Annotated in this window: 26 protein-coding genes; 10 read left to right on the top strand and 16 right to left on the bottom strand. The window is 70.2% G+C overall.

Features of this window, described 5'->3' with window-relative positions:
* Positions 1-65 precede the first annotated feature (65 nt).
* Positions 66-2,084 (bottom strand): hypothetical protein, encoded by a 2,019-nt coding sequence (locus VMR86_07225; GenBank protein ID HTO06835.1) that lies wholly within the window; start codon positions 2,082-2,084, stop codon positions 66-68.
* 127 nt (positions 2,085-2,211) lie between these two features.
* Here VMR86_07225 and VMR86_07220 point away from each other — a divergent pair, with 127 nt between their 5' ends.
* A complete protein-coding gene (locus VMR86_07220) occupies positions 2,212-2,871 on the top strand; it encodes a TetR/AcrR family transcriptional regulator (GenBank protein ID HTO06834.1) in 660 nt (219 codons plus the stop codon).
* A gap of 52 nt (positions 2,872-2,923) precedes the next feature.
* Entirely contained in the window at positions 2,924-3,544 is a 621-nt protein-coding gene (locus VMR86_07215) for a hypothetical protein (GenBank protein HTO06833.1), read from the top strand.
* Here the strand turns inward: VMR86_07215 and VMR86_07210 are convergent.
* The gene (locus VMR86_07210) at positions 3,541-4,152 is read right to left on the bottom strand and encodes a hypothetical protein (protein ID HTO06832.1); all 612 of its coding nucleotides are present in this window, start codon (positions 4,150-4,152) and stop codon (positions 3,541-3,543) included. The genes VMR86_07215 and VMR86_07210 overlap by 4 nt on opposite strands.
* Before the next feature lie 95 nt (positions 4,153-4,247).
* On the opposite strand from VMR86_07210, the gene VMR86_07205 reads away from it, so the two are divergent.
* Positions 4,248-4,670 carry a hypothetical protein gene (locus tag VMR86_07205; protein HTO06831.1) on the top strand — a complete coding sequence of 141 codons (423 nt, stop codon included), beginning with the start codon at positions 4,248-4,250 and terminating at the stop codon, positions 4,668-4,670.
* Position 4,671: 1 nt separating this feature from the next.
* Here the strand turns inward: VMR86_07205 and VMR86_07200 are convergent, their stop codons facing one another.
* Both VMR86_07200 and VMR86_07195 read right to left on the bottom strand, forming a co-directional pair.
* Positions 4,672-6,276 (bottom strand): hypothetical protein, encoded by a 1,605-nt coding sequence (locus VMR86_07200; protein HTO06830.1) that lies wholly within the window; start codon positions 6,274-6,276, stop codon positions 4,672-4,674.
* 128 nt (positions 6,277-6,404) lie between these two features.
* Positions 6,405-6,974, bottom strand: a complete 570-nt coding sequence (locus VMR86_07195) for a methyltransferase (protein HTO06829.1) — start codon at positions 6,972-6,974, stop codon at positions 6,405-6,407.
* 47 nt (positions 6,975-7,021) lie between these two features.
* On the opposite strand from VMR86_07195, the gene VMR86_07190 reads away from it, so the two are divergent.
* Complete coding sequence (locus VMR86_07190) at positions 7,022-7,657, top strand: TetR/AcrR family transcriptional regulator (protein HTO06828.1); 636 nt, start codon at positions 7,022-7,024, stop codon at positions 7,655-7,657.
* On the opposite strand, the gene VMR86_07185 is transcribed toward VMR86_07190, so the two are convergent.
* The 3 genes from VMR86_07185 to VMR86_07175 form a co-directional block, all read right to left on the bottom strand.
* Entirely contained in the window at positions 7,541-8,887 is a 1,347-nt protein-coding gene (locus tag VMR86_07185; GenBank protein HTO06827.1) for an RNA polymerase sigma factor, read from the bottom strand. The two genes, VMR86_07190 and VMR86_07185, sit on opposite strands and share 117 nt — an antisense overlap.
* Complete coding sequence (locus tag VMR86_07180; GenBank protein HTO06826.1) at positions 8,884-9,249, bottom strand: YciI family protein; 366 nt, start codon at positions 9,247-9,249, stop codon at positions 8,884-8,886. Before VMR86_07180 ends, VMR86_07185 begins: the two co-directional genes overlap by 4 nt.
* A 66-nt stretch (positions 9,250-9,315) precedes the next feature.
* Positions 9,316-9,654 carry a hypothetical protein gene (locus VMR86_07175; protein ID HTO06825.1) on the bottom strand — a complete coding sequence of 113 codons (339 nt, stop codon included), beginning with the start codon at positions 9,652-9,654 and terminating at the stop codon, positions 9,316-9,318.
* Positions 9,655-9,743: 89 nt separating this feature from the next.
* On the opposite strand from VMR86_07175, the gene VMR86_07170 reads away from it, so the two are divergent.
* Positions 9,744-11,303, top strand: coding sequence for a glycosyltransferase family 39 protein (locus tag VMR86_07170; protein ID HTO06824.1), 1,560 nt, complete (start codon positions 9,744-9,746; stop codon positions 11,301-11,303).
* Between the two features lies 1 nt (position 11,304).
* On the opposite strand, the gene VMR86_07165 is transcribed toward VMR86_07170, so the two are convergent.
* Together VMR86_07165 and VMR86_07160 are read right to left on the bottom strand one after the other, a co-directional pair.
* Entirely contained in the window at positions 11,305-11,985 is a 681-nt protein-coding gene (locus VMR86_07165) for a DUF4336 domain-containing protein (GenBank protein ID HTO06823.1), read from the bottom strand.
* A 17-nt stretch (positions 11,986-12,002) separates the two neighbouring features.
* Positions 12,003-12,551, bottom strand: a complete 549-nt coding sequence (locus VMR86_07160) for a cupin domain-containing protein (GenBank protein HTO06822.1) — start codon at positions 12,549-12,551, stop codon at positions 12,003-12,005.
* A gap of 54 nt (positions 12,552-12,605) precedes the next feature.
* Between VMR86_07160 and VMR86_07155 the strand changes: the two genes are divergently transcribed.
* Positions 12,606-13,121: a DUF1993 domain-containing protein gene (locus VMR86_07155; GenBank protein HTO06821.1), complete on the top strand. Its 516-nt coding sequence runs from the start codon at positions 12,606-12,608 to the stop codon at positions 13,119-13,121.
* On the opposite strand, the gene VMR86_07150 is transcribed toward VMR86_07155, so the two are convergent.
* Positions 13,097-13,528, bottom strand: coding sequence for a nitroreductase/quinone reductase family protein (locus VMR86_07150; GenBank protein HTO06820.1), 432 nt, complete (start codon positions 13,526-13,528; stop codon positions 13,097-13,099). The genes VMR86_07155 and VMR86_07150 overlap by 25 nt on opposite strands.
* A 63-nt stretch (positions 13,529-13,591) precedes the next feature.
* Between VMR86_07150 and VMR86_07145 the strand changes: the two genes are divergently transcribed.
* Positions 13,592-14,245: a DUF4197 domain-containing protein gene (locus VMR86_07145; protein ID HTO06819.1), complete on the top strand. Its 654-nt coding sequence runs from the start codon at positions 13,592-13,594 to the stop codon at positions 14,243-14,245.
* Here the strand turns inward: VMR86_07145 and VMR86_07140 are convergent.
* A complete protein-coding gene (locus VMR86_07140; GenBank protein HTO06818.1) occupies positions 14,223-14,624 on the bottom strand; it encodes a cupin domain-containing protein in 402 nt (133 codons plus the stop codon). The genes VMR86_07145 and VMR86_07140 overlap by 23 nt on opposite strands.
* Before the next feature lie 8 nt (positions 14,625-14,632).
* A complete protein-coding gene (locus tag VMR86_07135; GenBank protein ID HTO06817.1) occupies positions 14,633-15,202 on the bottom strand; it encodes a DUF308 domain-containing protein in 570 nt (189 codons plus the stop codon).
* Positions 15,203-15,422: 220 nt separating this feature from the next.
* Between VMR86_07135 and VMR86_07130 the strand changes: the two genes are divergently transcribed.
* Positions 15,423-19,115: a hypothetical protein gene (locus VMR86_07130; protein ID HTO06816.1), complete on the top strand. Its 3,693-nt coding sequence runs from the start codon at positions 15,423-15,425 to the stop codon at positions 19,113-19,115.
* Positions 19,116-19,119: 4 nt separating this feature from the next.
* On the opposite strand, the gene VMR86_07125 is transcribed toward VMR86_07130, so the two are convergent.
* A complete protein-coding gene (locus tag VMR86_07125; GenBank protein HTO06815.1) occupies positions 19,120-20,022 on the bottom strand; it encodes an oxygenase MpaB family protein in 903 nt (300 codons plus the stop codon).
* A gap of 63 nt (positions 20,023-20,085) precedes the next feature.
* Between VMR86_07125 and VMR86_07120 the strand changes: the two genes are divergently transcribed.
* The gene (locus VMR86_07120; GenBank protein ID HTO06814.1) at positions 20,086-20,742 is read left to right on the top strand and encodes a TetR/AcrR family transcriptional regulator; all 657 of its coding nucleotides are present in this window, start codon (positions 20,086-20,088) and stop codon (positions 20,740-20,742) included.
* Here VMR86_07120 and VMR86_07115 read toward each other — a convergent pair.
* Positions 20,718-21,572, bottom strand: coding sequence for a pirin family protein (locus VMR86_07115; protein HTO06813.1), 855 nt, complete (start codon positions 21,570-21,572; stop codon positions 20,718-20,720). The two genes, VMR86_07120 and VMR86_07115, sit on opposite strands and share 25 nt — an antisense overlap.
* A 43-nt stretch (positions 21,573-21,615) precedes the next feature.
* Positions 21,616-22,404, bottom strand: a complete 789-nt coding sequence (locus VMR86_07110) for a crotonase/enoyl-CoA hydratase family protein (protein ID HTO06812.1) — start codon at positions 22,402-22,404, stop codon at positions 21,616-21,618.
* A gap of 114 nt (positions 22,405-22,518) precedes the next feature.
* Between VMR86_07110 and VMR86_07105 the strand changes: the two genes are divergently transcribed.
* Positions 22,519-22,878: a nuclear transport factor 2 family protein gene (locus tag VMR86_07105; GenBank protein HTO06811.1), complete on the top strand. Its 360-nt coding sequence runs from the start codon at positions 22,519-22,521 to the stop codon at positions 22,876-22,878.
* Here VMR86_07105 and VMR86_07100 read toward each other — a convergent pair.
* The coding region (locus tag VMR86_07100) for a PEP-CTERM sorting domain-containing protein (protein ID HTO06810.1) at positions 22,841-23,434 on the bottom strand (594 nt) is incomplete at its 5' end. The two genes, VMR86_07105 and VMR86_07100, sit on opposite strands and share 38 nt — an antisense overlap.

Genomic DNA, 23,434 nt, shown 5'->3' with positions numbered 1-23,434 from the left:
GGCTCACTGCGCGGGGCTCCGCCCCTTGCGGGTCTCGCTCAGGGCGGCCTTCGCTCGACCTCCTCCTACAAGGTCTTCAGATACTCGATCAGCGCCTGCCGTTCGGCGTCGGTGAGCACCGACGTGAAGGTGTGGCCGCTGTTGCCCTGGCCGTACATGTACACGTTGTAGATCTTGCGGTCCTCGATCTGCTGGTTGGTGATCGTCGGCGGGAAGAGCACGTTCCAGGCCAGGGCGACGTTGCTGTAGAGCGAGAACAGGATCTGGTTGTACCAGGCGGTGATCGGATCGTCCTGCGGGTCACATGCGAGATACTGCGACGGGAACGGATTCAAGAGCGTTGGCTTCTGGCAGGTGATGGTGTCGTACTTCCAGCCGAGCTTGGCCGTGTCGTACGCGCTCATGGCCGTGTCGTAGCCCATGATCACGCGGCCGGTCTGATCGATGCGCGGTGACTTCGAGCGCCGGCGCCAGAGGGGCTTGCGGTCGCTGGGCTTCAGCACCTCCCAGACGTTGGGCACGGAGCCGTTGTGGAGATACGGCGCCGAGGCCCACACGCCGTAGAGCGGCTGCGCGAGATAGCCGAGCTCGCGGCTGCCGCGCAGGTCGGCGCGGTTCTGCGGGCCGCAGTCGTTCGGCGTGCCCGACGTGGTCGGATAGCCGAAGAAGTTGCTCGCGCCCGCGACCTGCACGGCCTGGTTGTTGGTCTGCATGCGCACCGGATCGGTCTGGATGATGCGCTGCGGGGTGATGTACGACGCCATGCCCTCGAGCGCGGGCGTCTTGAGATACGCCGGGTCGTTCACGTAGCGCGGCGCGTAGGCCCCGTGACAGCTGGCGCAGGAGCCGTTGCCCGTGGCCGGTCGCGCCACCGGGTTGTTGCGCGCGGGCGCCCACAGGTCGAGCGTGTGGAAGAGCACCGCGCCCTGCTCGGCCAGCGCCGTGTTGATCGTGCCGGGATACGCCGGCGCCTTGAGTGTCTCGATCCAGGTGTTCAGATCGGGACCATGGCCGCGCATCCAGTCCTGCCCCGCCTCGGAGATCGGGCCGCCGAGCGACCCGAACAGGCCGAAGAACGGCGTGTAGAACACCATGTCGACGCGCGGCGCGTCCATCGGAAACACGCCGTCTTGGAACTTCACCGCGCGGTGACCCATGTTCCACCAGGCCGGCGTGTCGATGTCGGCCGTCGAGCCCGAAGACAGCACGCCCAGCACGGTGTCGAGCGAGAGCGTTCCCTGGTCGGGGAACAGGAACGCGAGGTTGATGTCACTGGCGTTGTTCGTGCCGCGCGTGCGGTCCAGGTTCGCCAGCGCCGCGAGCCCCGGCAGGTAGCCGAGCGGCAGCCCGTCGCGCAGGATCAGATGGAGGTCGGCGAGGCTCGAGCCCCCGCCGTAAGCGACCGAGCCGTTCACCACGCCGCTGTGACAAGCGTGGCAGGTGATTCCGATGCGACCGCTCCACTTCCCGTCGGGGTTGCGCAGCTGGGTGAACATCTCGGGCAGCCGGCCGCTGCCGCCGTTGCTCTTGTTCGGATCCTCGCCGGGCTTCGGGTAGGGGTTGGGGTTGGGCCCGAAGCCCGAGCCGTAGCGCTCGGCCACGAGCTGATCGAAGTTGTCGGGGCGCAGCAGAAAGCCGCCCCACGACAGCCACAGCGCGTTGTATTGCGCCGCGGTCATCGTCGAGCTGCCGAACAGCGATTCGACCGTGGTCGGATCGTTGCCCGTGAACAGCGCGCCGACGCCGGGGCCGCCGGTGTGCAGCAGCGCCTCGCCGCGGTAGAAGCGCGCGCGCAGCTCCCCGCAGGTGGTCGGGTGACCTTCCTCCTGCACGGCGACCGGATCGACGTGACAGTCCTTCCAGAACGCGTTGAACGAGACGGCGCGGTTGTCGCTGACTCCCGGCTGCACGAGCGTGCGCGGGTCGACGGGCAGCGCCGTAGAATCGGCCTTGCCGTAGCAGTAGCTCCACTGGGCCGAGCCCCCATGGCTCGAGTAGATGAGGTCCGTCGCGGAGCGCGCGGGGCTCGCGAGCACGAGAGCGAACGCCAGCGCGGTCAGAATACGAAGCGAGTCGTTCGACACGATGATTGGCCTCCCTCTTCCGACCCGGAGGGGTCGGACCGGAGGCATTGTGTGGATGAGATCCAGAGTAACGCAAGAGTTTTTTTGTTACTCAGTAGAAATTCCGTGAGATGATCAAGGGGGAGACATGGCCCGACGCACGCCCAAGAGGTCCGCCGCACGCCCCGCCCGCGCGCCCGATCCGGACGACGCCGCGCGCGTGCGCGAGCGCATCCTGGTGGCCTTCTCGGCCAAGGCCAAACGCTCGGGCATCCGCGGGGTGGTGATGGGGGAACTCGCTTCCGAGCTGCGGATGAGCGCGATGACCCTCTACAAACACTTCGCCTCGAAAGACGAGCTGGTCGCGGCCGTGGTCGAGGCCTGGGCGCTCGAGCTCGCGGCGATCGACTCGCTCGACCTGGTGAGGGTCGACGACTGCGAGGCCGCGCTCGAGCGGCTGCTCGCCTGGGCCGACGCCTGGACCGCCAGCCTGGCCCACGTCTCCCCCGCCTTCTTCCAGGACCTGCACCGCGACCACCCGGAGAGCTGGGCGCGCTTCAACGCCGAGATCGAGGCGCGCAAGCGCGCGGCGGCGCCCATCCTCGGCCCGTTCCTGCGCCCGGAGCTGAACCCGAACGTCGCCCTCCTCATGCTCGACCACCTGGTGACCGAGGCCGCCGATCCGCGCTTCGCCGAACGGCTGGGCGTGTCACGCCGCGAGGCCGTCCGCACCGCGGTGACCATCTGGGGCAGCGGCGCCCTGCTCGACCCGCCCGTATTGCGCCTGGCGAGTCACTCGCCGAAGTGAGCGTCAAGGCGGCGGCCGGCCCCGCCGATGGGAGAGATCCGGGAGGTGCCGTGTGCCGACGGTTCCGTCGATCAAGGGCTCGGTCTTCGTCAGCCTGGTCGAAGACGTGCAGAAGCTGCTCGCCTCGGGGCGGCTGAAGCGCGACGAGCTCTCCCGCTGGCTCAAGCCGCCGGACCTCGAGCTGCTCGGGACGCCCGTGCTCGCGCACGAGTGGTACGACGTGCGGGCCTACGCGCGCCTGGCCGAGCTGCTGCGCGACGTCGAGGGCGGCGGCAAGAACGAGTACCACGTGAAGCGCGGCGCTCGCTCTGCGCGCCGGCTGCTCGACGGTGGTCTCTACGGCCAGCTCGAGTACATGCAGTCGGCGAGCTTCGGCCGCAAGAGTGACCCGAAGGAGCGGCACGAGGCGTTCGGGCGCGACTTGGCGCGCACCACCACGCTGTCGTCCGCCATCCTGAACTTCGGGCGCTGGAGCGCGAAGCCCGACCCGGAGCACCCGCGGCGCTGGCTGATGGAGATCGCGGGCGCGAGAGACTATCCCGACGCGCTCGCGTGGGCGTCACTCGGCTTCACGAACGAGCTGGCGCGCGTGAAGGACCGCAGCGAGGACTTCTGGGTCTGGGAACGCCCGGAGCGCGACCGGATCCTGTTCCGGATGAAGTTCGACCCCTAGCGCTTCGAGGTCTTGGTCTGCTTCGCCGCCTTCTTGTGCTGGCGCGGCCCGTCACCGAGCCCGGCCACCAGGAAGCCCGTGGTCTTGTCCACGACCTCCTGCAGGGCGGCCGCGGCCGCGCGCTGCACGCACTCCTCGCGCGTGCCGGAGTTGCCGTCGACGAGCGCGTTGCCCGCGACGACGTTGCGGCTCTGCAGGCGCAGGTCGCGGCTGTATTTCTCGACCACCACCTCGACGCCGTAGGCGACGCGCCGGGAGCCGTCGGGCTGTGACTCGAAGTCGAGCGAGCTGCGCGCCAGGTCGTACTTGATCACGCGCGCGTACTGGCCCTTGTAGGGCTCGACCGAGCTCTCGGCGCTGCGGTAGGCGCCGCGCGTGGCCTCGACCAGCCCCCTGCAGAGTGACTGGCCCAGCGGGAGCTCGTAGGCCACGAGCCACGAGCGGCCGTGCGCCGTGTGCGAGAGCAGCGCCGGGCTGCACACCACGCCCACGGCTTCGACCGACTTGTCGGGAATGGCGTTCTTCGGCTGGAGCTCGCCGTTCACGGCTACGGTCTGCACGCAGCCGGAAAGCGCGAGCGCGGCGAGAGCGAGAGTGGAGTTGCGCATGTGTTTCCCATCGGCAGACCGGCCGCCGCGCCCTGTGGCAGGGATCACCGGATGTGAGAGGATGGCGCCCCACTCACTTCTGCGAGGGACGGGGCATGTCGGTCCGGATCGGGTGCGTTCTGGGGGTGATCACGGCGCTGCTGTGCGCAGGTGCGGCATCGGCGGCAACGATCTCGACCGGTATGGTCCGCTGGAGCAAGGTCTTCCCCACTGAGACCAGCGGAGCCGTGGAGTGCTCGGTGAGCAACGTGACCACGAAGCCGGTCATGGTCACGTCGGTCGAGTTCATCGACGAGAACGGCGAAGTCTTCGCTGGGTCCCCGGAGAACGGCTGCGCCTTCCCGAACCCGATCGTGGGCGGCCTGGCCTGCATCGAGCTGCCTAGCAACTTCGGCTCGGGCAAGTTCATGCGCTGCCAGGTCGTGACCAAGGGCAGCGCCAAGTCGCTGCGCGTACAGATCCGCAGCATGGGCATCAGCGACAACGGGGCCGCGGTCGAGACCAGCTCCGGACAGTGAGTCAGTTGCTGGCCGACAGGTAGGCGCCGCGCTGCGCCACGGTGGCGGGCAGCTCGCTCGAGAATTCACGCAGGTGCGCGGCCAGCGCGGGGGCCTCGCCTGGAATCACAGCGAAGAAGGTCACGGTCGGCCCGCCGCAGATGCGGTTGTCGGCGATCGTCCACTGACCCACGCGCACCCAGCCCGGCGGCAGGCCGCCCGAGCCGTCGAACCAATCGGCGTAGATCACCGCGACCTCGGTGCCGTGGACCCGCGCCAGCTCCTCGATCTCACCGGCGCCGTACTGCTTCGCGCGCCGCGCGCGCATCACGTCGCTGTTCGCCAGGCCCCACAGATCGAGCAGACGCAGCTCGGCGAGATAGTCCACCGCACCGATGTCGTTCACCGCGACCCCGCGCTCCGGGTAGTAGCGGGCCAGGAAGCGCCCCATCTGGTATTGCTGCTCGTAGATGTTGCGCGTGGCGACCGGCGCGTTGATCGTGGCCTGCACGAAGCGCACGGCCAGCGGAACCCCGAACAGCGCGAGCCCGCACGCCAGCAGCGCCACGTCGGAGCCGCGGCGCATGCGCGCGCCCAGTGACTCCACCAGCGCCGGCAGCGCGGCCGCGATCGCGAGCAGCCAGAGCGCCACGAGATAGGCCTCGTAGCGGTAGAACGAGCCGAAGCCCCCGAACTGCAGCTGGAACAGCGTGGTGGCGAGACACAGGAAGAGCAGCGTCCGCACGACCGGCCCTCTGCCCTGCTTCTGCCCGCGCACGGCCCCGACCGCGAACAGGCCGCCCACCATCAGCACGAGCATGTGCGGGTTCATGGAGAGCTGAACGCAGGCCGTGTAGCCCAGCAGGTGGATCAGACCCGAGAGGCCTGCATGCGGCAGGTTGCCCTTGAGCAGGAGTGAGTTCGGGATCGGCGTCTCGCCGTGCGCGAGCGCGAGCGCCGCGTAGGCCGCGGGGGCCGCCAGCGCCGCGACGCTCAGGAGCAGCGCGTCGACCCTGCGCCGGCGGAACGCCAGCACGGCCGCGCCCGCGAGCGCGAGCGCCAAGTCCTCGTAGCGCAGCGCCGCGAGCGCGAAGCCGAGCGCGAGCAGCACGGCCGTGCCGCTGCGCGTGGGGCGCCGGGCCTGCCGCACGATCTGCCAGGCGAAGCCGAGCGCGAGGGCGGTCTGCAGCAAGTGCTCCATGGCGACCAGCGCGAGCGGGGCCATGGGCAGGAACACGACCAGCGCGAGCAGCGCTGCGGCGGCCTGTCCGCGCGAGACCGCGAAGTCGCGCAGCGCGAAGTGACCCAGCGCCAAGAGCCCGAGCCCCGAGACCAGGTTGAGCAGCAGCGGAGCCAGCCCAACGCCGCCGAAGCCGCGCTCGATCGCCGCCAGGATCACCACCCACAAGGGCGACGACGACGACGAGCTGAACCCGAACGGAGTGACGCCCCAGACTCCGTGGTGGGCGAGGTTCTTCGCCATGGCCATGTGGATGTAGGCGTCGTCGAGCGCGTAGACGAGGTGCCCGTCCGTGAGCCGCCGGGACAGCCAGAGCAGGACCGCGGTCTGGAGCGCGAAGGCGAGCGCGGCGAGATACAGCGGCCAGTGACTTCGGGCGCGACTCACCTGGGGGGCTCCTCGGGGGCCCCCAAGGTAGCACGGCCCCCAGGGCACGAGGCGCGAGCGCAGCAGGACCGTCCGGTAGGGATCCCAGGCTCGCCGTTTGCAGGCGGCCTACGCGAGCCGAGGCGCGGCTAGCGCCGCAGCCGGCCGACGAACGGCGCGAAGCGCCCGGCCTGCGCCGCCCACTCCGCGAAGCGCGCGCCGTGAGTCGCCGCGAGATAGGGCTCCTCGACCCCGCGCACCTGGAGCTCGACGCCGAGCGCCAGCGCGGCCAGGGCGGCGCCGGCCCACGCGCCTGGAGTCAGGAGCGCCTGGCCCGCGACGAACAGCAGCATGCCGCTGTAGATCGGGTTGCGGATGCTCCGGTAGAGGCCGCGCCTCACCAGTTCCGTGCGCTCGGCCGGGTCGACGCCGATCCGCCAGGCGGCCCCCATGTTCCACTGCGCGGCGAGCGCGAGGCCGAGCCCCGCGAGCATGAGCCCGAGACCGAGCGGCGAGTGAGTCGGTCCGTCGCGCCAGAGCGCCGCCAGCAGGAGCGGCGCCGAGGCGAGCATGAGCGCGCGTGCCAGCCCTTCCGCGCCGGAGTGCGGACGCCCGAGTCGCCAGCCGCTGTCGCCCGTCCGGCGCCAGTGCAGGAGCGTCCGCAGCCCGAAGGCGGCGACGGCGAAGAGGGCGTCGAGTACGAGCAGCGTCCGAAGCACCGGAGTACAATGCGAGCAATCCCTCACATTTGGCTACTCGCTTTCCGATGGCGAAGAACGCGCTCGAAATGCGGCTCCGGCCGAGGAAAAGTCCGCGCCAGGCACGCTCGCTGGCGACGCAGGCTCGCGTTCTCGAGGCCGCGCGCCGCACCTTCGCGCGACACGGCTACGCGGGCGGCACCACCAACCGCATCGCCGCGCAGGCCGGAATCTCGGTCGGCTCGCTGTACCAGTACTACCCCAACAAGGACGCGATCCTGGCCGCGCTGGTGCGGGCGCACATCGAGGACGGCACGCGCGCGCTGCTCGCCGCCCTGGCCGGCGCGGGATCCGAGCTCGAGTCACTGGTGCGCCGCGCGGTGACCGCGCTGGTGGAGGTGCACGCGGCCGACCGGCGCCTCCACCAGGTGCTGTTCGAGGAGTCGCCCCGCGCCGCGTCGCTGCGCGGCGAGCTGGCGCGCCTCGAGGAGTCGGCGGTCGGGCTCGCCGCGGCCCGGCTGGCCGATCGCTATGCGCGCCCGGCCGACGCCGAGCTGGCCGCGCGCATCGTGGTCACGACCATCGAGTCACTCGTGCACCGGCTCGTCGCGGGCGCCCGCCCGCTCGACTCCGCGCGCTTCATCGCCGAGACGACCCGGCTCGTCACGGGCTACCTGGAGAGCAGCGCCGCCAGCGGCCGCTAGCTCCGCCAGGCGCCGCGCGAGAAAGCGCTGCTCCGCGGGCTGACCCGTGAGCGCGAGCGCGCGCCGGTACGACTCACCCGCCTCGGCCGTCCGGCCCAGCCGCCGCAGCATCTCCGCGCGCGCGGCGTGCGCGTAGCCGTAGCGCTCGAGCCCGCCCTGCCCCAGCGCTGCGTCGATCGCCGCGAGCCCGGCCGCGGGCCCGTCGCGCAGGCCGATGGCCGCGGCGCGGTTCAGCGCCACCACCGGCGTCGGGGCGACGCGCAGCAGCACATCGTACAGCGCCACGATCTCCGCCCAGTCCGTGTCTCGCGCGCTCGGGGCCTCGGCGTGCACGGCGGCGATCGCCGCCTGCAGCAGGTAGGGACCGACGCGCCGGGCGGCGAGCGCGCGGTCGACGAGCGCGCGCGCCTCGGCGATCGCGCTGCGGTCCCAGCGCGTGCGGTCCTGCTGCTCGAGCAGCAAGAGCTCCCCCGACGGGTCGACGCGCGTGGCGCGCCGCGCCTCGTGCAGGCGCATCAGCGCGAGCAGGCCCAGCGCTTCGGGATCGTCGAGCAGCTCGACCAGGAGCCCGCCCAGCCGGATCGCCTCGGCGCACAGGTCCGCGCGTGTCAGCGAGTCTCCGCCCGTCGCGGCGTAGCCCTCGTTGAAGATCAGGTAGATCACGGCCAGCACGCTCTCGAGCCGCGCCGGGAGATCCGCCGGACCCGGCACCTCGTAGGGCAGTGACTCGTCGCGGATCCTGGCCTTCGCGCGCACGATGCGCTGCGCGATCGTGGGCGCCGGCACGAGATAGGCGCGCGCGATCTCCTCGGTCGTGAGTCCGCCGACTTCGCGCAAGGTGAGCGCGATGCGCGCGTCGGGCGGCAGCGCGGGGTGAGCGCAGGTGAAGATCAGCCGCAGCTCGTCGTCGGCGATCGGCGCGAGCTCCACCGGCTCGGTCACCGGCTCCGCGTGCGGCGCGAGCTCGCGCAGCACGCCGGCGAGCCGCGCCTGCCGGCGCCAGCGGTCGATCGTCTTGAAGCGGCCCGCGGAGACCAGCCACGCGCCGGGCTTGGCCGGCACGCCCTCGCGCGGCCAGCACTCGGCGGCGGCGGCGAAGGCCTCGTGCAGCGCCTCCTCCGCGGCGTCGAAGTCGCCGAGCAGCCGCACGAGCGTGGCCAGCACGCGCCGTGACTCGCGGCGGTAGGCCGCCTCGAGCGCGTCGCGCGCGCTGGCCGCGCCGGCAGTCACAGCCGCGGCCGGGGCTTGGAGAAGTCCACGAGCGGCCGCACCTCGATCGCGCCGAGCCGCGCGAACGGGTTCTGCGCCGCGATGCGCACGGCCTCGTTCAGGTCGCGCGCCTCGAGCAGCACGAGCCCGCCCAGCACCTCCTTGGTCTCGATGAAGGGGCCGTCGGTCGCGGACATCTTGCCGTCGCGCACCCGCACGGTCATGGCCTCCTTCGGGAGCTGGAGCGGCAGCCCCATCACGAGCTGGCCGGTGCCCTTCAGCCGCTCGTCGAACGGGCCGGCCTCGGCCAGCACGGCGTTGGACTCCGGGCTCTGGTCGAACACGACCTTCGGGTCGAAATAGATCAGACAGGCGTAGCGCATGCGTCGGCTCCTCTCGGTTTTGGGGGACGCACCTGGTCGTTCGGCGCCGCCGGATTTCGACATCGCTCAGCGGCCCGGGAGCGGATCGTCGCACGTGCCGCGCCACATCTCGACCACGCGGCTCACCGAGAACGAGCGCGGCGAGCCGTCGGAGATCTCGCCTTCGAGCGCGACGATCACCTGCGCGTCGCTCGCGCCGTCGCGCCGGGCCGCGAGGGCCGCAGCGCGCTGCCACTGACCGCTCGTGAGGGTCCGGAGCGCGAACACCTCGCCGGTCATGCAGTCCCGGACCGACCCGCTCCCGTCGCGCGTGCTCTGCTCGAGCTCACCGGTCAGCACGCGCGGGGCGGGGGTTGCGCACGCCCCGAGGAACGCCGCGGCCATGAGCAACGCCTCCGTCCTCACGCACGCAAGATACACCCGGCCCGGGGCCGCCTGAGTTACCCTGGACGCGCTTGTTGCGCAGGGTTGCCGCTCCGGCCGCGCTGCTCGCAGTGTGTGCCGGTCTCACACTCTACGGGCTGGGCCGGCCCCTGCTCTGGGTCGACGAAGCGGAGACTGCGCTGCTCGCGCGCAGCATCCTGGTGCACGGCATTCCGGAGGCGCGGGTCGGCAAGGACCTGATCTCGCAGGAGATCGGGCGTGAGTTCGGGACAGACCTGGTCTGGCGCTGGACCCCCTGGCTCGACAAGTACGTGGCCGCCGGCGCGTTCGCGCTCTTGGGCGAAGGGACGGCCTCCGCGCGCCTGCCCTTCGCGCTGTTCGGGCTGGCGTGTGTCGGGTCGATCTATTTTCTCGGGCGGAGTCTCTTCGACGACCGGCGGATCGCGCTCCTGGCCATGGCCTTTCTCGGCACCTCGGTGCCGTTCCTGCTGCACGTGCGCCAGTGCCGCTACTACGCGCTCGCGATCCTCGGGACGATCTGGGCCGTGCATTTCGCCGCGGCGACCGTGCGCAGGCCGGGCTGGCGGGCGCCGGCCGGCCTGGCGCTCGCCATGACGGGGGTCTTCCACGCGAACTACCTCACCTTCGCGGCGCTGTCCCTCGCGCTCGCCGTGGCGCTCTGGGCGCTCGGCATCGGCCGCGCGGCCTTCGCGCGGCTGTGTCTCGCGGCCGCAGCGATCGCGCTCGTGAACGGTCCGTGGGTGGTGTTCTTCGACATCTTCGGCAAGTCGGAGCGCTCCGGGGGCTTCAACGACATCTTCGCCATGGAGTATCTGGGGCTCACGCTGCGCTACAGCTTCCCGGCCGTCGCCGTGCCCGTGTTCGCGGCGCTGGCCCTCGCGACCCGGCGCCGGGAGATCCTGGCGGAGTGGCGCGTGACTCTGTTTCTCGCGGTCATCCCGGTGGTGTATCTCGCGGTGCTCTGCTTCGGCCTGTTCCGCTTCTACCGCTACAGCGTGAACCTCCTGCCGGTCTTCGCACTGCTCCTGGCGTGGATGTCCGTGCGCGCGTGGCAGATGCAGCGGGTCGCCGGCGGGATCTTCGCGGTGCTCCTGCTCGTGACCGGCGTGTTCTACCAGATCTCGGCGCTGCCGACCCGCTATGCGGGCTCGCTTCCGGAGGTCTCGTTCCACGAGCTCGACTGGGGCTTCCCGCTCGGCAACTTCCTGTACGAGCTCGCCTATCCCTTCGAAGGCGCGATGGGCACGGCGACCGTATACCTGGGGCAGCACGCGCGCCCGGGAGATCGCGTGTACGTGTCGTACGGCGATCTCACGGCCCGTTTCTATCTCACGGGCCTCGAGATCCGCGGCGGACAGACCGGCGAGTCACTCGAGGGCTGGGGCCCTCCCGAGTGGCTGGTGGTGCGCCGCTTCTTCCGCTTCATCGGGCGCACGGTTCCGGGCTCCGACGCCCAGGCCACGCTGGACTGGCTGAACGCCATGCCGTGGGACCGGTACGAGGGCATCGACCTGGGCGTGCCCGACCTCGCCTGGGAGTCGATTCCCGAGCCGGAGTGGCACTGGTTCCGCCGTCCGCCGCTCGGCCACGCCGTGGGTCCGGCCATCATCTCGCACCAGGTGAGCCAGGGTCCGGTGCACGGGCGCTGAGTCAGGAGCCCGGCCAGGCGGCGCGCAGCGCGGCCGGCCCGCCGCGCTCGATCACGTCGCCGTGTCCCGGAATCACTCGCTCGAAGTCCCAGCGCAGCACGCGCTCGAGCGAGCGCCGCAGCGCGGCGCGGTCCGAGACCGCGAGCGCGCGGATGATCCGGCTCGGAGCGAAACGCTGCCACATCCCGTTCGCGCGGAAGAACAGGCCGGAGAGCCGCGTCGTCGCGCGCTGGATGTGGAAGCACAGATCGGTGAGCACGAGCGTCCGCGAGGGCCGGTGGAAGAGCACCACTTCCTGGAGCCGGAAGCCCTCCAGCAGGTGAGTCTCGATGTCCGGCCCCCAAGCCTCGGGCGGCCGGTCGGCCAGCACGCCGCGGAACGGGAGTGACTTCCGGGCCGAGGGCGGCGCGGGTGCCGCGAGCAGCTGCGCCGCGGGATAGCGCCGGGCAGCGGCCTCGGCGAACTTCCCGTGCGCCCAGGGCACCACGATGAAGCCCACCGGACCGAGCGCCTCGAGCTCCTTGCAGAGCTCCGCCCCGATCGGGACCGGCGAGTGCAACACCAGCGTACCGGTCGCGAGCCGGATCACCGTCATGCGCACGGGGATCTCGATCCACCCGCCCTGCCAGCCGAACAGGTGCTCGACGCTCCACAGGTTCGCGTCGTGCGCGACCAGCGCCACGCGAGTGACTCGCGGCGTCAGCTCTTGGGGAACTTCGCGTGGCGCGCGCCCGTGATGAACACGGCCAGGCGCGCCGGCTTCGTGCCGCGGTTGTGCCAGGCGTGGCGTGTGCCGTTCTGCACCACGGTGTCTCCGGGCCGCAGGTGCACTTCCTTGCCGCCGTCGAGCTCGAGCCAGACCTCGCCCTCGAGCACGACCTCGAAGTCGATCGTGTCGGTGGTGTGCATGCCCGGCGCGTCGGGCTCCATGTAGCTCGCGAGCCCGGGCAGCTTGGCCTCGAGCTCCGCTGCCGCGGCCGCCATGTCCTTGGGCTGCGGCGCGGCGGCCGAGCTCGCGGGCGGCAGCGAGAACATGCCGAAGCGGAAGCCGCCGATCGGCGGGAAATAGCTGGGCTGCGCGGGCTCGGCGCCATCGTCCGGGAACGACGGCGCGCGATCGCCGCCCCACAGCTTGTGGAACTCGGAGCCAGGCAAGAGCTGGGCGGTGATCGGCTCGACTTCGCGATCGGAGACGAACACGGCCTTGCCCGAACGATCGTGACCCGTGACGACGCGGCGCACTTTCATCGTACCCTCCTTCTCGCTCCCATCATCGCACGTCGTAACCCACCGGAGGACCCGATGCCGATCTCGATCCACGCCGCCAGCGCCCCGATCTTCACGCGCATGCTGACCAACTTGTCGACCTGGCTCGACAAGGCCGAAGCGCACGCCGCCGCGAAGAAGTTCGACAAGGAGAACTACCTGGGGCTGCGACTCACTCCCGACATGCTGCCGTTCGCGCGCCAGATCCAGATCGCGACCGACACGGCCAAGCTGGCCATCGCGCGCCTGGCCGGCGCCGAGGCCCCGAAGTGGCCCGACGACGAGAAGACCTTCGCCGAGCTGCGCGCGCGCGTGAAGAAGGCGCTCGACTACGTGCAGTCCGTCCCGGCCGCGAAGCTCGAGGGCGGCGAGTCACGCGCGATCGACCTGCCGATGGGCCCCGGCCGCACGCTGAAAGTCACGGGCGAGGCCATGCTCGCCGGCTTCTCGCTGCCGAACTTCTTCTTCCACGTGATGATGGTCTACACGCTGCTGCGCCAGGGCGGCGTGGAGCTGGGCAAGATGGACTACCTGGGCGCGCCGCCGTCCTGAGCCGGGTCGGTCGGGTCCAGCCGCATGATCAGCCGCGGCGGGAAGCCGGTCACGAACTTGAAGAGCAGCGGCCGCGGGTGCTGTGAGTCGACGCGTTCGGCCTCTTCGCCGCTGACCGGCACCGCGCGGTAGCCGTGGTGCTCGCCGCCGGAGGCGACCTGCACGGCGGGATTCTCGAGCGCCCGGCGATACCACGAGCGCGGCCAGTGATTCGCCGCGACGTAGAGCTTGCCGTCGCTGTCGAGCCGGGCGACCACGCGCTCGTGCGTGCGGCCGTCCGGGTCGACGGTCGTGATCACGATCGTCGCGCCGCTCGCAGGCTGCACCCAGCCGAGCAGAGACTCGAACCCGACCACCAGAGCGACGTAGGAGACGGCCAGCGCCAGGACGATCTTGAGCGCTCTCATGTTCGAGACCTCCGTGAGACGAGTCTCAGCCTATCACGCAGCTCGTCGGATACACTGGGCGCCATGATTCGATCCGCGCTTCTCGTTGCGGGCGTGCTGGCCTTCGCCTCCCAGCTCTCGGACGCGACTACCGCTTCGGGGCTTTCCGAAGCGCTCAAGGTGGCGACGCAGCGCGCCGTGCAGTCCACCTCGAAGCCCGGCGGCTTCCTCGACAACTCTCGCATCCACATCGGCCTGCCGGGCAAGATGGAGACGATGGCGAACGGGCTGCGCGCGGTGGGCATGGGCGCGCAGGTCGACGAGCTCGAGACCGCGATGAACCACGCGGCCGAGAAAGCCGCAGGCGAGGCGACGCCGGTGTTCGTCGACGCGATCCAGGGCATGAGCTTCTCGGACGCGGCCGGGATCCTGAAGGGCAGCGACACCGCCGCCACCGAGTACTTCAAGAAAAAGACCACCGCCCCGCTCACGGCCAAGTTCCGGCCGATCGTGGACGACGCCATGAAGAGCGTCGGAGTCACGAAGCTGTACGAGTCACTGGTGGGTCAGTACACCAGCACGCCGTTCATGCAGGCGCCCAAGCTCGACCTGAACTCCTACGTGACCGACAAGGCGCTCTCCGGCCTGTTCACGATCGTGGGCGACGAGGAGAAGAAGATCCGCAAGGACCCGGTGGCGCGCTCGACGGACCTGCTCAAGCAGGTGTTCGGTCACTGAGCCACTTCCCCGGCACCGGGACGGCCTCGCCGTCGCCAGGCCACGGCGGCATGGTGACTCCCAGCGCGCGCAGCGGCTCGGTCCCCAGCGCACGGAACTGGAAGTGCGTGCCGAGCGGGATCGTGAGACACACGCCCGCCTCGACGGGCACCACTTCTTCGCGGCCGCTCTGCTTGCGCCACATCTCGCCCCGCCCCGACAGGAACCACCAGATCTCCTCCACGCTGCGGTGAGTCACCGCGCGCGAGGTCGCGCCCGCCGCCAGCTCGAAGTGCGCCATGCCGCCGCCGGCCAGTCCGAGCAGCACGCGCACGTCGGAGCCGTCGGGAGCGACCGCCGTGCGCTCGCGCGGCAGGCGCTGGGTCGCGAACTCCGTCACCGGCCGGCTCACTCGTGCAGGACGCGCTGGAAGCTGCGCGCGCGGAACGCGAGCACCACGACCAGCACGCCGAATACGAGCGCGTAGGTGCCGATCAGCCACAAGAGGGCGAGTGCGCCCGCGCCGGGCTGCACGATCAAGAGCACGCCGAACGCGACGGACGCGACTCCCGCCAGGATGAGCAGCCACTCGCCGCGGATCTCCTTGCGCAGCCGGATCGCTGCCGCGATCTCCAGCACGCCCGTGCCGATCGCCCAGATCGCGATGTAGAACAGGACGATCAGCGCCGTGATTCCCGGCTCGAGGAAGGTCAGGACGCCGATGCCCACGCCCAGCAGGCCCTCGAGCAGCAGCATCCACCACGACTCGTGGTGCGCGCGTCCGGCGACGGCGGTCCAGACGCAGAGAAGCCCGTCCGCGAGCGAGTAGAAACCGAACAACAGCACCAACACCGCGAGCGAGATGCCGGGCTGCGACAGGGTCAGCAGCCCGAACACGATCGCCGCGAGCCCGCGCAGCAAGAGCAGCCACCAGCCACGCGCCAGGATCGAGGCCAGACGTTCGTCGAGGGGAGTCATCGGGTGCCCCTTTTTTGTGATTTGCGCCACTTCCCTGAGTATCGCCCTGCCGGCTCGCAATGGGGCAAGCGGTGATCTGCAGGGCGTGTCATGATCGGCCTCCCGGCACGTGGACGCGGGCTTCCGCGGTCCGTAGGCAGGCGCGCCGAGTCTCACAGGACCTCGCCACTCCCGTGCATTTCGGCCCCGAAGCTCGCTTCGTAGATAGGAAATCCCCCCGATGAGCTGCTTTCCCCGCAGGTTGGCTCTGTCTGCGCTCGCATGCCTTTGGGCCGCCTTCGCCGCCGCGCCCGCTTTCGCGCAGACCGAGACCGTCGTCGCTTCCGACGACTTCAACCGCGCCGACGAGACGCCCTTCTCCACCGCCGGCAACTGGGGCCGCACGATCGCGGGCAACTACGACGGCTTTTCCAATCTCACTGGAAATCACGTGACCGGCGGCTCGCAGGAGGGGATCTACTACTGGAAGGGCGCCGGCAGCTTCAGCAACACGAGTCAGTTCGCGCGCGCGACGGTCGTGGACAGCACGGGCGAGCCGGGGCTGATCCTGCTCGCGGGCGCCGATCACTCGATCAACATGACCTGGGGTCCGCCGGGCCCGGGCGCGAACAAGTCGGTGTTCATCTACTGGTACGCCAACAGCCAGGACCAGGGCGTGCTGACGTCTCAGGTGGCTCCGCTCGCGGACGGCGACGTGATCGAGGCGGTGCTCGACGGCGGCGTTCTGCGCGCGAAGGTGAACGGCGTGGTGGTCGCGAGCGTCGCGAACACCACCACGATCGCCTCGGGCACGCCCGGCTTCATCACCTATCTGAATCCGTCGCTGCCCACGCTGGTTGCGGGCATGGACGACTGGCTGGCGGGCACGCCCGTCTCGTTCTCGCTGGGTGGCACGATCACCGAGGGCGGCGTCGGGCTCGCGGGCGTGCAGGTCACTGCGACGGGCGGCTTCACGGGAACCGCCACGACCGATCCGAACGGCGTGTGGTCGATGGCAGGCGTGCCCGGCAACGCGACCTCGATCGTGATCACGCCGGCCCTGGCCGGTCACCACATGACTCCGCTCACGCAGACCGTCGCGGGACCGGTGACTGGCAACGTCGGCGGACTCGACTTCACGAGCACCGCGATCACGACCGCCGTCCTGACCGTCAACGCGACTCACGGCAGCGTGACGCGAAACCCCGATCTCTCGCCCTACCCGCTCGGTACCGTGGTCACGCTGACCCCGGTGCCCGACCCCGACTATGCGTTCGCCGGCTGGAGCGGCGACGTCCCGCCCGGCCACAGCGGCGACAACCCGCTGCAAGTCACCATGGACCAGGACCGGACCATCACGGCGGCGTTCGGCTCCGCGAGCGTGACCGCGTCCGACGACTTCAACCGCCCGAACGAGACACCGCTGGTGCTGGGCAGCAACTGGGCGCAGGCGTTCGCCGGCGCATCGGCAAACCTGGTCAGCCAGCACGTAGTCGGCGCAACGAACGACGCGATCTACTACTGGATCGGCGCCGGACTGTTCAACAACACCCAGCAGTTCGCGCGCGCCCGCGTGGTCGACGCGAGCGGCCAGGTGGGCGTCGTGCTGCTCGGCGCGAGCGGCCAGGGCCTGATCGCTTCGTGGCACCAGGGCACGCTCTTCCTCTACTGGTACTCGGCCGGCGCGTACCGCGGGAATCTCGCGACTCTGCCCTCGAACCTGAGCAACGGCGATGTGATCGAGGCGGAGCTCTCGAACGGGACGGTCGCGGCGAAGGTCAACGGCATCGTCGTTCTGTCGGTGCTGAACACCACGACGCTCACCGCTGGCAACCCGGGCTTCGAGACCTTCCAATCCGGTGGCATCCTCGACGACTGGCAGGCCGGCACGCCCTTCTCGTTCGCGATCAGCGGCACGATCCTCGAGAGCGGCGCGGGGTTGGGCGGTGCGTTCGTGAGCGCGAGCGGCGGCTTCATCGGCACCGCGGTCACTGCCCCGAACGGCGGCTACTCACTCACCGGGATCCCCCTGAACTCGACCTCGATCGTGCTCACGCCGTCGGCATCGGGGCACAACATCACCCCGGCCTCGCGCAGCGTGGACGGGCCTGTGACCGCGAACGTGACGGGCCAGGACTTCACGAGCACTCCGGCGAACGCGACGCTCACCACCTTCGCGACTCATGGCAGCGTGCAGCGCTCTCCGGACTCGCCGGTCTACCCCGTCGGAACGCCGGTCAGCCTGACCGCTGTGCCCGACGACGGCTACGCGTTCGCAGGCTGGAGCGGCGACGTTCCTGTGGGTCACGAGACGGATAACCCGCTGCAAGTCACGATGGACCAGAACCGCAAGATCAACGCCATCTTCGTGCGCCCAGGAGTGACTGCCGCTGACTACTTCAACCGGCCCAACGAGATCCCGCTGGTGGTGGGCGGCAACTGGGTGCAGCCGTTCACGGGCGGCCGGTCGAACCTTGCGGGCCAGCAGGTCGCAGGCGGTATCGACGAGGCGCTCTACTACTGGCAGGGCCTCGGTGCATTCAATGATGGCGCGCAGTTCGCGCGCGCCCGTGTGGTGGACCCGAGCGGCCAGCTCGGTCTCGTGCTGCTCGGCGGCGCGGGACAGGCTCTCGTCGTCTCGTGGCACCAGGGCACGCTGTTCATCTACTGGTACTCGAGCGGGACCTACCGCGGGAACCTGATCACGTCGCCCTCGACGATTTCTCCGGGCGACATCGTCGAAGCCGAGCTCTCGAACGGCACGGTCGCGGCGAAGATCAACGGCACCGTGGTGCTGTCGGTTCCGAACTCCACGACGCTCACTTCGGGCCGGCCTGGCTTCGAAACGTTCCAGTCTGGCGGCATCCTCGACGACTGGGAGGCTGGGACTCCTACCTCGTTCGTGATCAGCGGCACGATCCTCGAGAACGGCTCCGGACTGGGCGGTGTGGTCGTGACTGCGACCGGCGGCTACACGGGCAGCGCGGTGACTCTGACCAACGGCGTGTATTCGCTCACCGGCGTGCCGCCGAACGCCACCGCGATCATCCTCACTCCGAGCGCGTCGGGCCACTTGATGAGTCCTGCGTCGCGCAGCGTCGATGGCCCGGTGACGGCCAACATTGGCGGCCAGGACTTCACGAGCTCGCCTGCGAACTTGGCGCTCACTACCTCCGCGAGTCATGGCGCTGTGCAGCGCGCCCCCGACCTGCCGTTGTACCCGGTAGGCTCCACGGTCACACTGACCCCGGTGCCCGACTTCGGCTACCTGTTCTCCGGCTGGAGCGGCGCCGTGCCTGCGGGTCATGAGACGGACAACCCGCTGCAAGTCATGATGGACCAGCCGCGCGCGATCCAGGCGCTGTTCCTGCGCCCCTCAGTGACTGCCGCGGAGTACTTCGATCGGCCCAACGAAATTCCGCTCGTGACGGGCGGCAGCTGGGCCGCGCCTTTCGCGAACGGTGCCGCCTACCTGACGAACGGTCATATCGGCGGCGGGTTCGGCGAGGCGGTGTACTACTGGCAAGGCACTGGAACCTTCAGTGACACACAGCAGTACGCGCGGGCGCGCGTGGTGGACCCGAGCGGCCAGCTCGGCCTCGTGCTGCTCGGCGGCCCCGGTCAGGCGATCGTGACTGCCTGGCACAACGGCACGCTGTTCGTCTACTGGTACTCCCAGAGCACCTACCGCGGAAACCTCACCACCGCGCCGTCGACGATCTCGGCGGGAGACATCATCGAGGCCGACCTCTCGAACGGCATCATCTCGGTGATGATCAACGGTCACCCGGTGCTGAGCGTCGCGAACACGACCACCCTCACCTCGGGCAAGCCGGGCTTCGAGACCTTCCAGTCCGGCGGCATCATCGACGACTGGGAGTCGGGCACCACCGGCACCACCCCGATCGGCGTCTTCCCGTATCAGCTGCAGTGAGTCGCTAGGCGGCGCGCGCGGCGTCTCCGGCCGCGCGCGCCCGCGCCAGGCGCACGCACGGAAGCTCGGGAAGCGCCCAGCGCACGAGCCGCGCCTTCCACCGGTCCATGGGCCGCAGCCCCAAGCGCCGCAGCGGCTCGGGCAGGTCGGTGCCCGTGAGCTGGCGCGCCCACTCCGGCATCAGGTCCATGGCGGCGCAGATCGACGCCCAGCGGTAGGCGCGCTCCGCCCGGCTCACGCGCAGCTCGGCGCTCCGGCCCGCCACGAAGTGCAGGAAGCGCACGAGCTGGCCGTTCAGGGCGAGCTTGGGGCGCATGCGCTCCACGTAGTCGTCGAGCTCCGCCACGGTCTCCGGCACCCAGTCCGCGCCGCCCATGCGGCCGATCGGCGCCTGCTCGCGCAGATACTGGTCCTTCTCCGCTCGCGTGAGCGGCCGCGCGTAGCGCTCGTAGGCGCACATGACTCCCCACGGGATCGAGGTGTGCACCCACGCGATCAGCTCGGGATCGAGCGCGCGGTAGCTGACTCCGTCGGGCCGCGCGCCGCCGATGCGCGCGTGGATGCGCTTCACGCCCTCGATCACGCGCGTGGCGGCGGCGGTGTTGCCGAAGGTCGTGCGCAGCACGTAGCCCAGGGTGTTGCGCGCGCGGCGCTCGGGATCCTTCCAGAACGACGAGTGATCGTGCACGCCGGCCATGACCGACGGATGCAAGAGCTCCATGAGCACCGTCGCCGTACCCGCGATGCCCAGCGTGGCGAGGTCGGCGTGGATCTCCCACGAGACACTGCCGGGGCCGCCCGCGAGCCCCGGGTCACCCGGCGGACCCCCGTAGATCTCGGGCTCGTCATGTCTGCCTCCGGCCGCCTCGAGGTCGGCCGCCATGCGCGCGCGCATCCGTTCGAACACGGCTGGAGTATAATCCCAGCAAATGCTTGGTTTACTCGGATTCCGCGGCGCGCGGAGCACGGCGTGAGCGCGCGGCGCAAGCGGCGCGATTTCGCGCCGAAAAAGCGCCCGGCGCAGGAGCGCTCGCGCGCCACGTTCGACGCCCTGGTGCAGGCCTGTACTGGGCTTCTGCCCCGCCTGGGGTACGCGGGCACCACCACGAACCACATCGCCGCGCGCGCGGGCGTGAACATCGCCTCGCTCTACGAGTATTTCCCGGGCAAGGACGCGATCGTGGCCCAGGTCGCCGAGAGACTCGTGGAGCGCGTGCTGTCGCGGCTCGCCGAAGGCGCGCCGCGGGTGCTCGCCGCACGCGGGGCCGATGCGGCGCGGCTGTGGATCGACCTGATCCACGACACGGTCGGGCGCGAGAAGGCGCTGATCGCCGTGTTCCTGGGCCAGGTGCCGTACACGAGTGAGCTCGAGCCCATTCGCGACCTCGGCGCGCGCCTGGTCGCGTTCTCGCTCGACATGCGCCGCCAGGCGGGCGGCCGCGTGCGCGAGGACCTGACTGGCGCGTCGCTCCACCTGCTGATCAACCTGGTGACTTCGACGATCCTGCAGATCGTGAACGACCCACCGGGCGACGTCTCACAGCGCGCGCTGCTCGACGAGCTCGCCCGGCGGGTCGACGCCTGGACGCGGCCGGAGCCGGCTCAGCGGCCGAACCGGCCCTCCTGATAGTCGCGGATCGCCTGCTCGATCTCGGCTTCGGTGTTCATGACGAACGGCCCGTAGCCGGCGATCGGCTCGTCGATCGGCTCGCCGCCCAGGACGAGCGCGTGCAGCTCGCTCTCGGCCTTCACGGTGACTCCCGCGCCGCTGGTCTCGAACAGCGCGAGCCGGCCCGGGTCCAGCGCAGCGCCGTTCTCGAGCGCGGCCTTGCCGTCGAGCGCCAGCAGCGCCGCGGACTGACCCTCTGGCAGGGGCAGCTCGACGCTCTTGCCGGCATGCAACTCGAGGTCCCACAGCGTGACCGGCGTGAATGTGCGCGCCGGTCCGCGCACGCCGTCGAACTCACCCGCGATCGGACGCAGGTTGCCCGCGTCGTCGAGCAGCCGCACGCGCGGGATCTGGCGCGAGAGCAGCGTCTGGTAGCGCGGCGGCGTCAGCTTGGCGCGCGCCGGCAGGTTCACCCACAGCTGCACCATCTCGAACGTGCCGCCTGCGCGCGTGAACTCGCGCGAGTGTTTCTCCTCGTGCAACACGCCGGAGCCGGCAGTCATCCACTGCACGTCGCCCGGACCGATCTTGCCCGAGTTGCCCGCGGAGTCACGGTGCTCGACCTCGCCCTGGTAGGCGATCGTCACCGTCTCGAAGCCGCGGTGCGGGTGGAAGTCGACGCCGCGCGGCCGCTCTGCCGGCGGAAACTTCGCCGGCCCGGCGTGGTCGAGCAGGAGGAACGGGCTCGGCGCACGGCCGTCGTGATACGAGAAGAGCGAGCGCACGGGGAAGCCGTCGCCCACCCAATGCCGCGGAGGCAGGGGAAGCACCGAGAGCAGCTTTTTCATACCTCTTGGATGCGGACAGGTTTCGCGGCCCGGGGCGCCCGGATCAGCGGCCCTGGAACACCGCGGCGCGCCGCTCCACGAACGATTGGATGCCCTCGCGGGCGTCCTCGGTGCCGAACACCGCGGCGCGGATCTCGGGGATCTGCGCGATCGCCGCGCGCTCGGCTGCGGCGAGATATTCGTGCGCGGCACGCTTGGTGATCCGGATGCCGATCGGCGCGTTGGCCGCGATGCGCTCCGCCAGCGCCAGGGCACGCTCGATCTGCTGCCCCAGCGGCACGACCTCCTGCACGAGCCCGATGCGCAGCGCCTCCGCCGCACCGAACTCGTCGCACAGGAGCAGGTGGTACATCGCGTCGCCCCAGCCCATGCGTGACAGGAACCGGAAGTGGGCGCCGCCCAACGGGGCGATGCCGCGCTTCGCCTCCATCTGGCAGAAACGGGCGTTGTCGGCAGTCACTGCGATGTCGCCCGCCAGCAGCATCTCGATCCCGACCGTGAACGTGATCCCCTGCACGGCAGTCACGATCGGCTTGCTGGCGCGGCGGCTCAGCCCGAACGGATCCACGTTCTCGGCCGGCAGCGGCGCGGCCGTCGCGCCGGGGCCGAAGAACTTCGGCATGTCGAGACCGGCCGTGAAGTGATCGCCCTCGGCGCACAGCACGCCGACCCAGAGCGCGTCGTTGCGCTCGAGCTCGGTCAGCGCGTCGGAGAGCTCGCGCATCATCTCCGGCGTGAACGCGTTGCGGCGCTCCGCGTTGTCGATCGTGATGCGCAGGATCCGGCCCCGCGCCTCGCTGCGTACGCGCCCCGGCTTCTTCGTGTCGGCCATGCGCGGACGCTACGCGCTGTGGTTGCTTTAAGCAACCTACTCCATCGAGCCTGAAACGGAGGCACGGCGCATGCTCTTGTGCACAGCGCATCGACACAAAAGGAGGTTCCCCCGATGAGCCTGCAGTCCGTCGCCACGAAATTCGTAGACCTGTGCAATCAGGGCAAGAACTTCGACGTCATGCGCGCGATGTACGCCCCCGGCATCGTGTCCGTCGAAGGCGACGGCCAGGAGACGGCCGGCCAGGGCCCCGTGATCCACAAGTCAGAGCTCTGGCAAGGCAACAACGAGATCCACTCCGAGCGCGTGCGCGGCCCGTACTACAACGGCCGCAACCAGTTCGCGGTCCACTACACCTTCGAAATCACTCGCAAGGAGACCGGCAAGCGGGTCACCCTCGAGGAGGTCGGCGTGTACACCGTCGAGAACGACAAGATCACGCGCGAGGTGTTCTACTACGACGGAGACCACTGACTCCGCGCTCACCGAGGTGGGTGCTCCGTCGCCCTATGGCAGGCTGTCGGAAGGCGCGGATTGCCAGCGCGGCCAGCCCGAAGAGCGCCAGGCCCGCGGGCTCCGGGACGAGGTGGAACGGGCCCACGCTGGCCACGGCGATCGGGCTGCTCACGCCTGGGACGCTCACGGTGAGATAGGTGGCCCCCAGATAGAACCCGCTGTCGTAGCCGTTTCGCGTGGCGCCGTTCAGGAGGCCGAGGTCGGGGTCGGGCGAGAAGCTCGGGAACGTTCCCACGGTGTAGGCCACGCGCAGGATGACGCTCGCGACCGGCGAGCTCGCCGACACGACGTAGTCGTCGTAGTTCGTCTGACGCGCGATCTGCAGGTAGCCCTGGTCGCTTCCGAACACGTACTCGGTGCCCGCGAGCTGGACGCGGACTTCGGGCAGCAGATAGACGGCCTGGTTGGGCAAGCCCGCCTGCTCGGCCGCGGAGGTGTCGATGGTGAAACGGCCGGTGACGAGCGAGCCCGGCGCGATGCCCGAGCTGCCCATCTCGACCTGCGCGTCGAAGCC

The sequence above is a fragment of the Myxococcota bacterium genome (genome assembly GCA_035498015.1).
Taxonomy (GTDB): Bacteria; Myxococcota_A; UBA9160; order SZUA-336; family SZUA-336; genus VGRW01.
The sequence above is the reverse complement of the archived record's forward strand: the minus strand, read 5'-3'. Positions and strand labels throughout refer to the sequence as shown.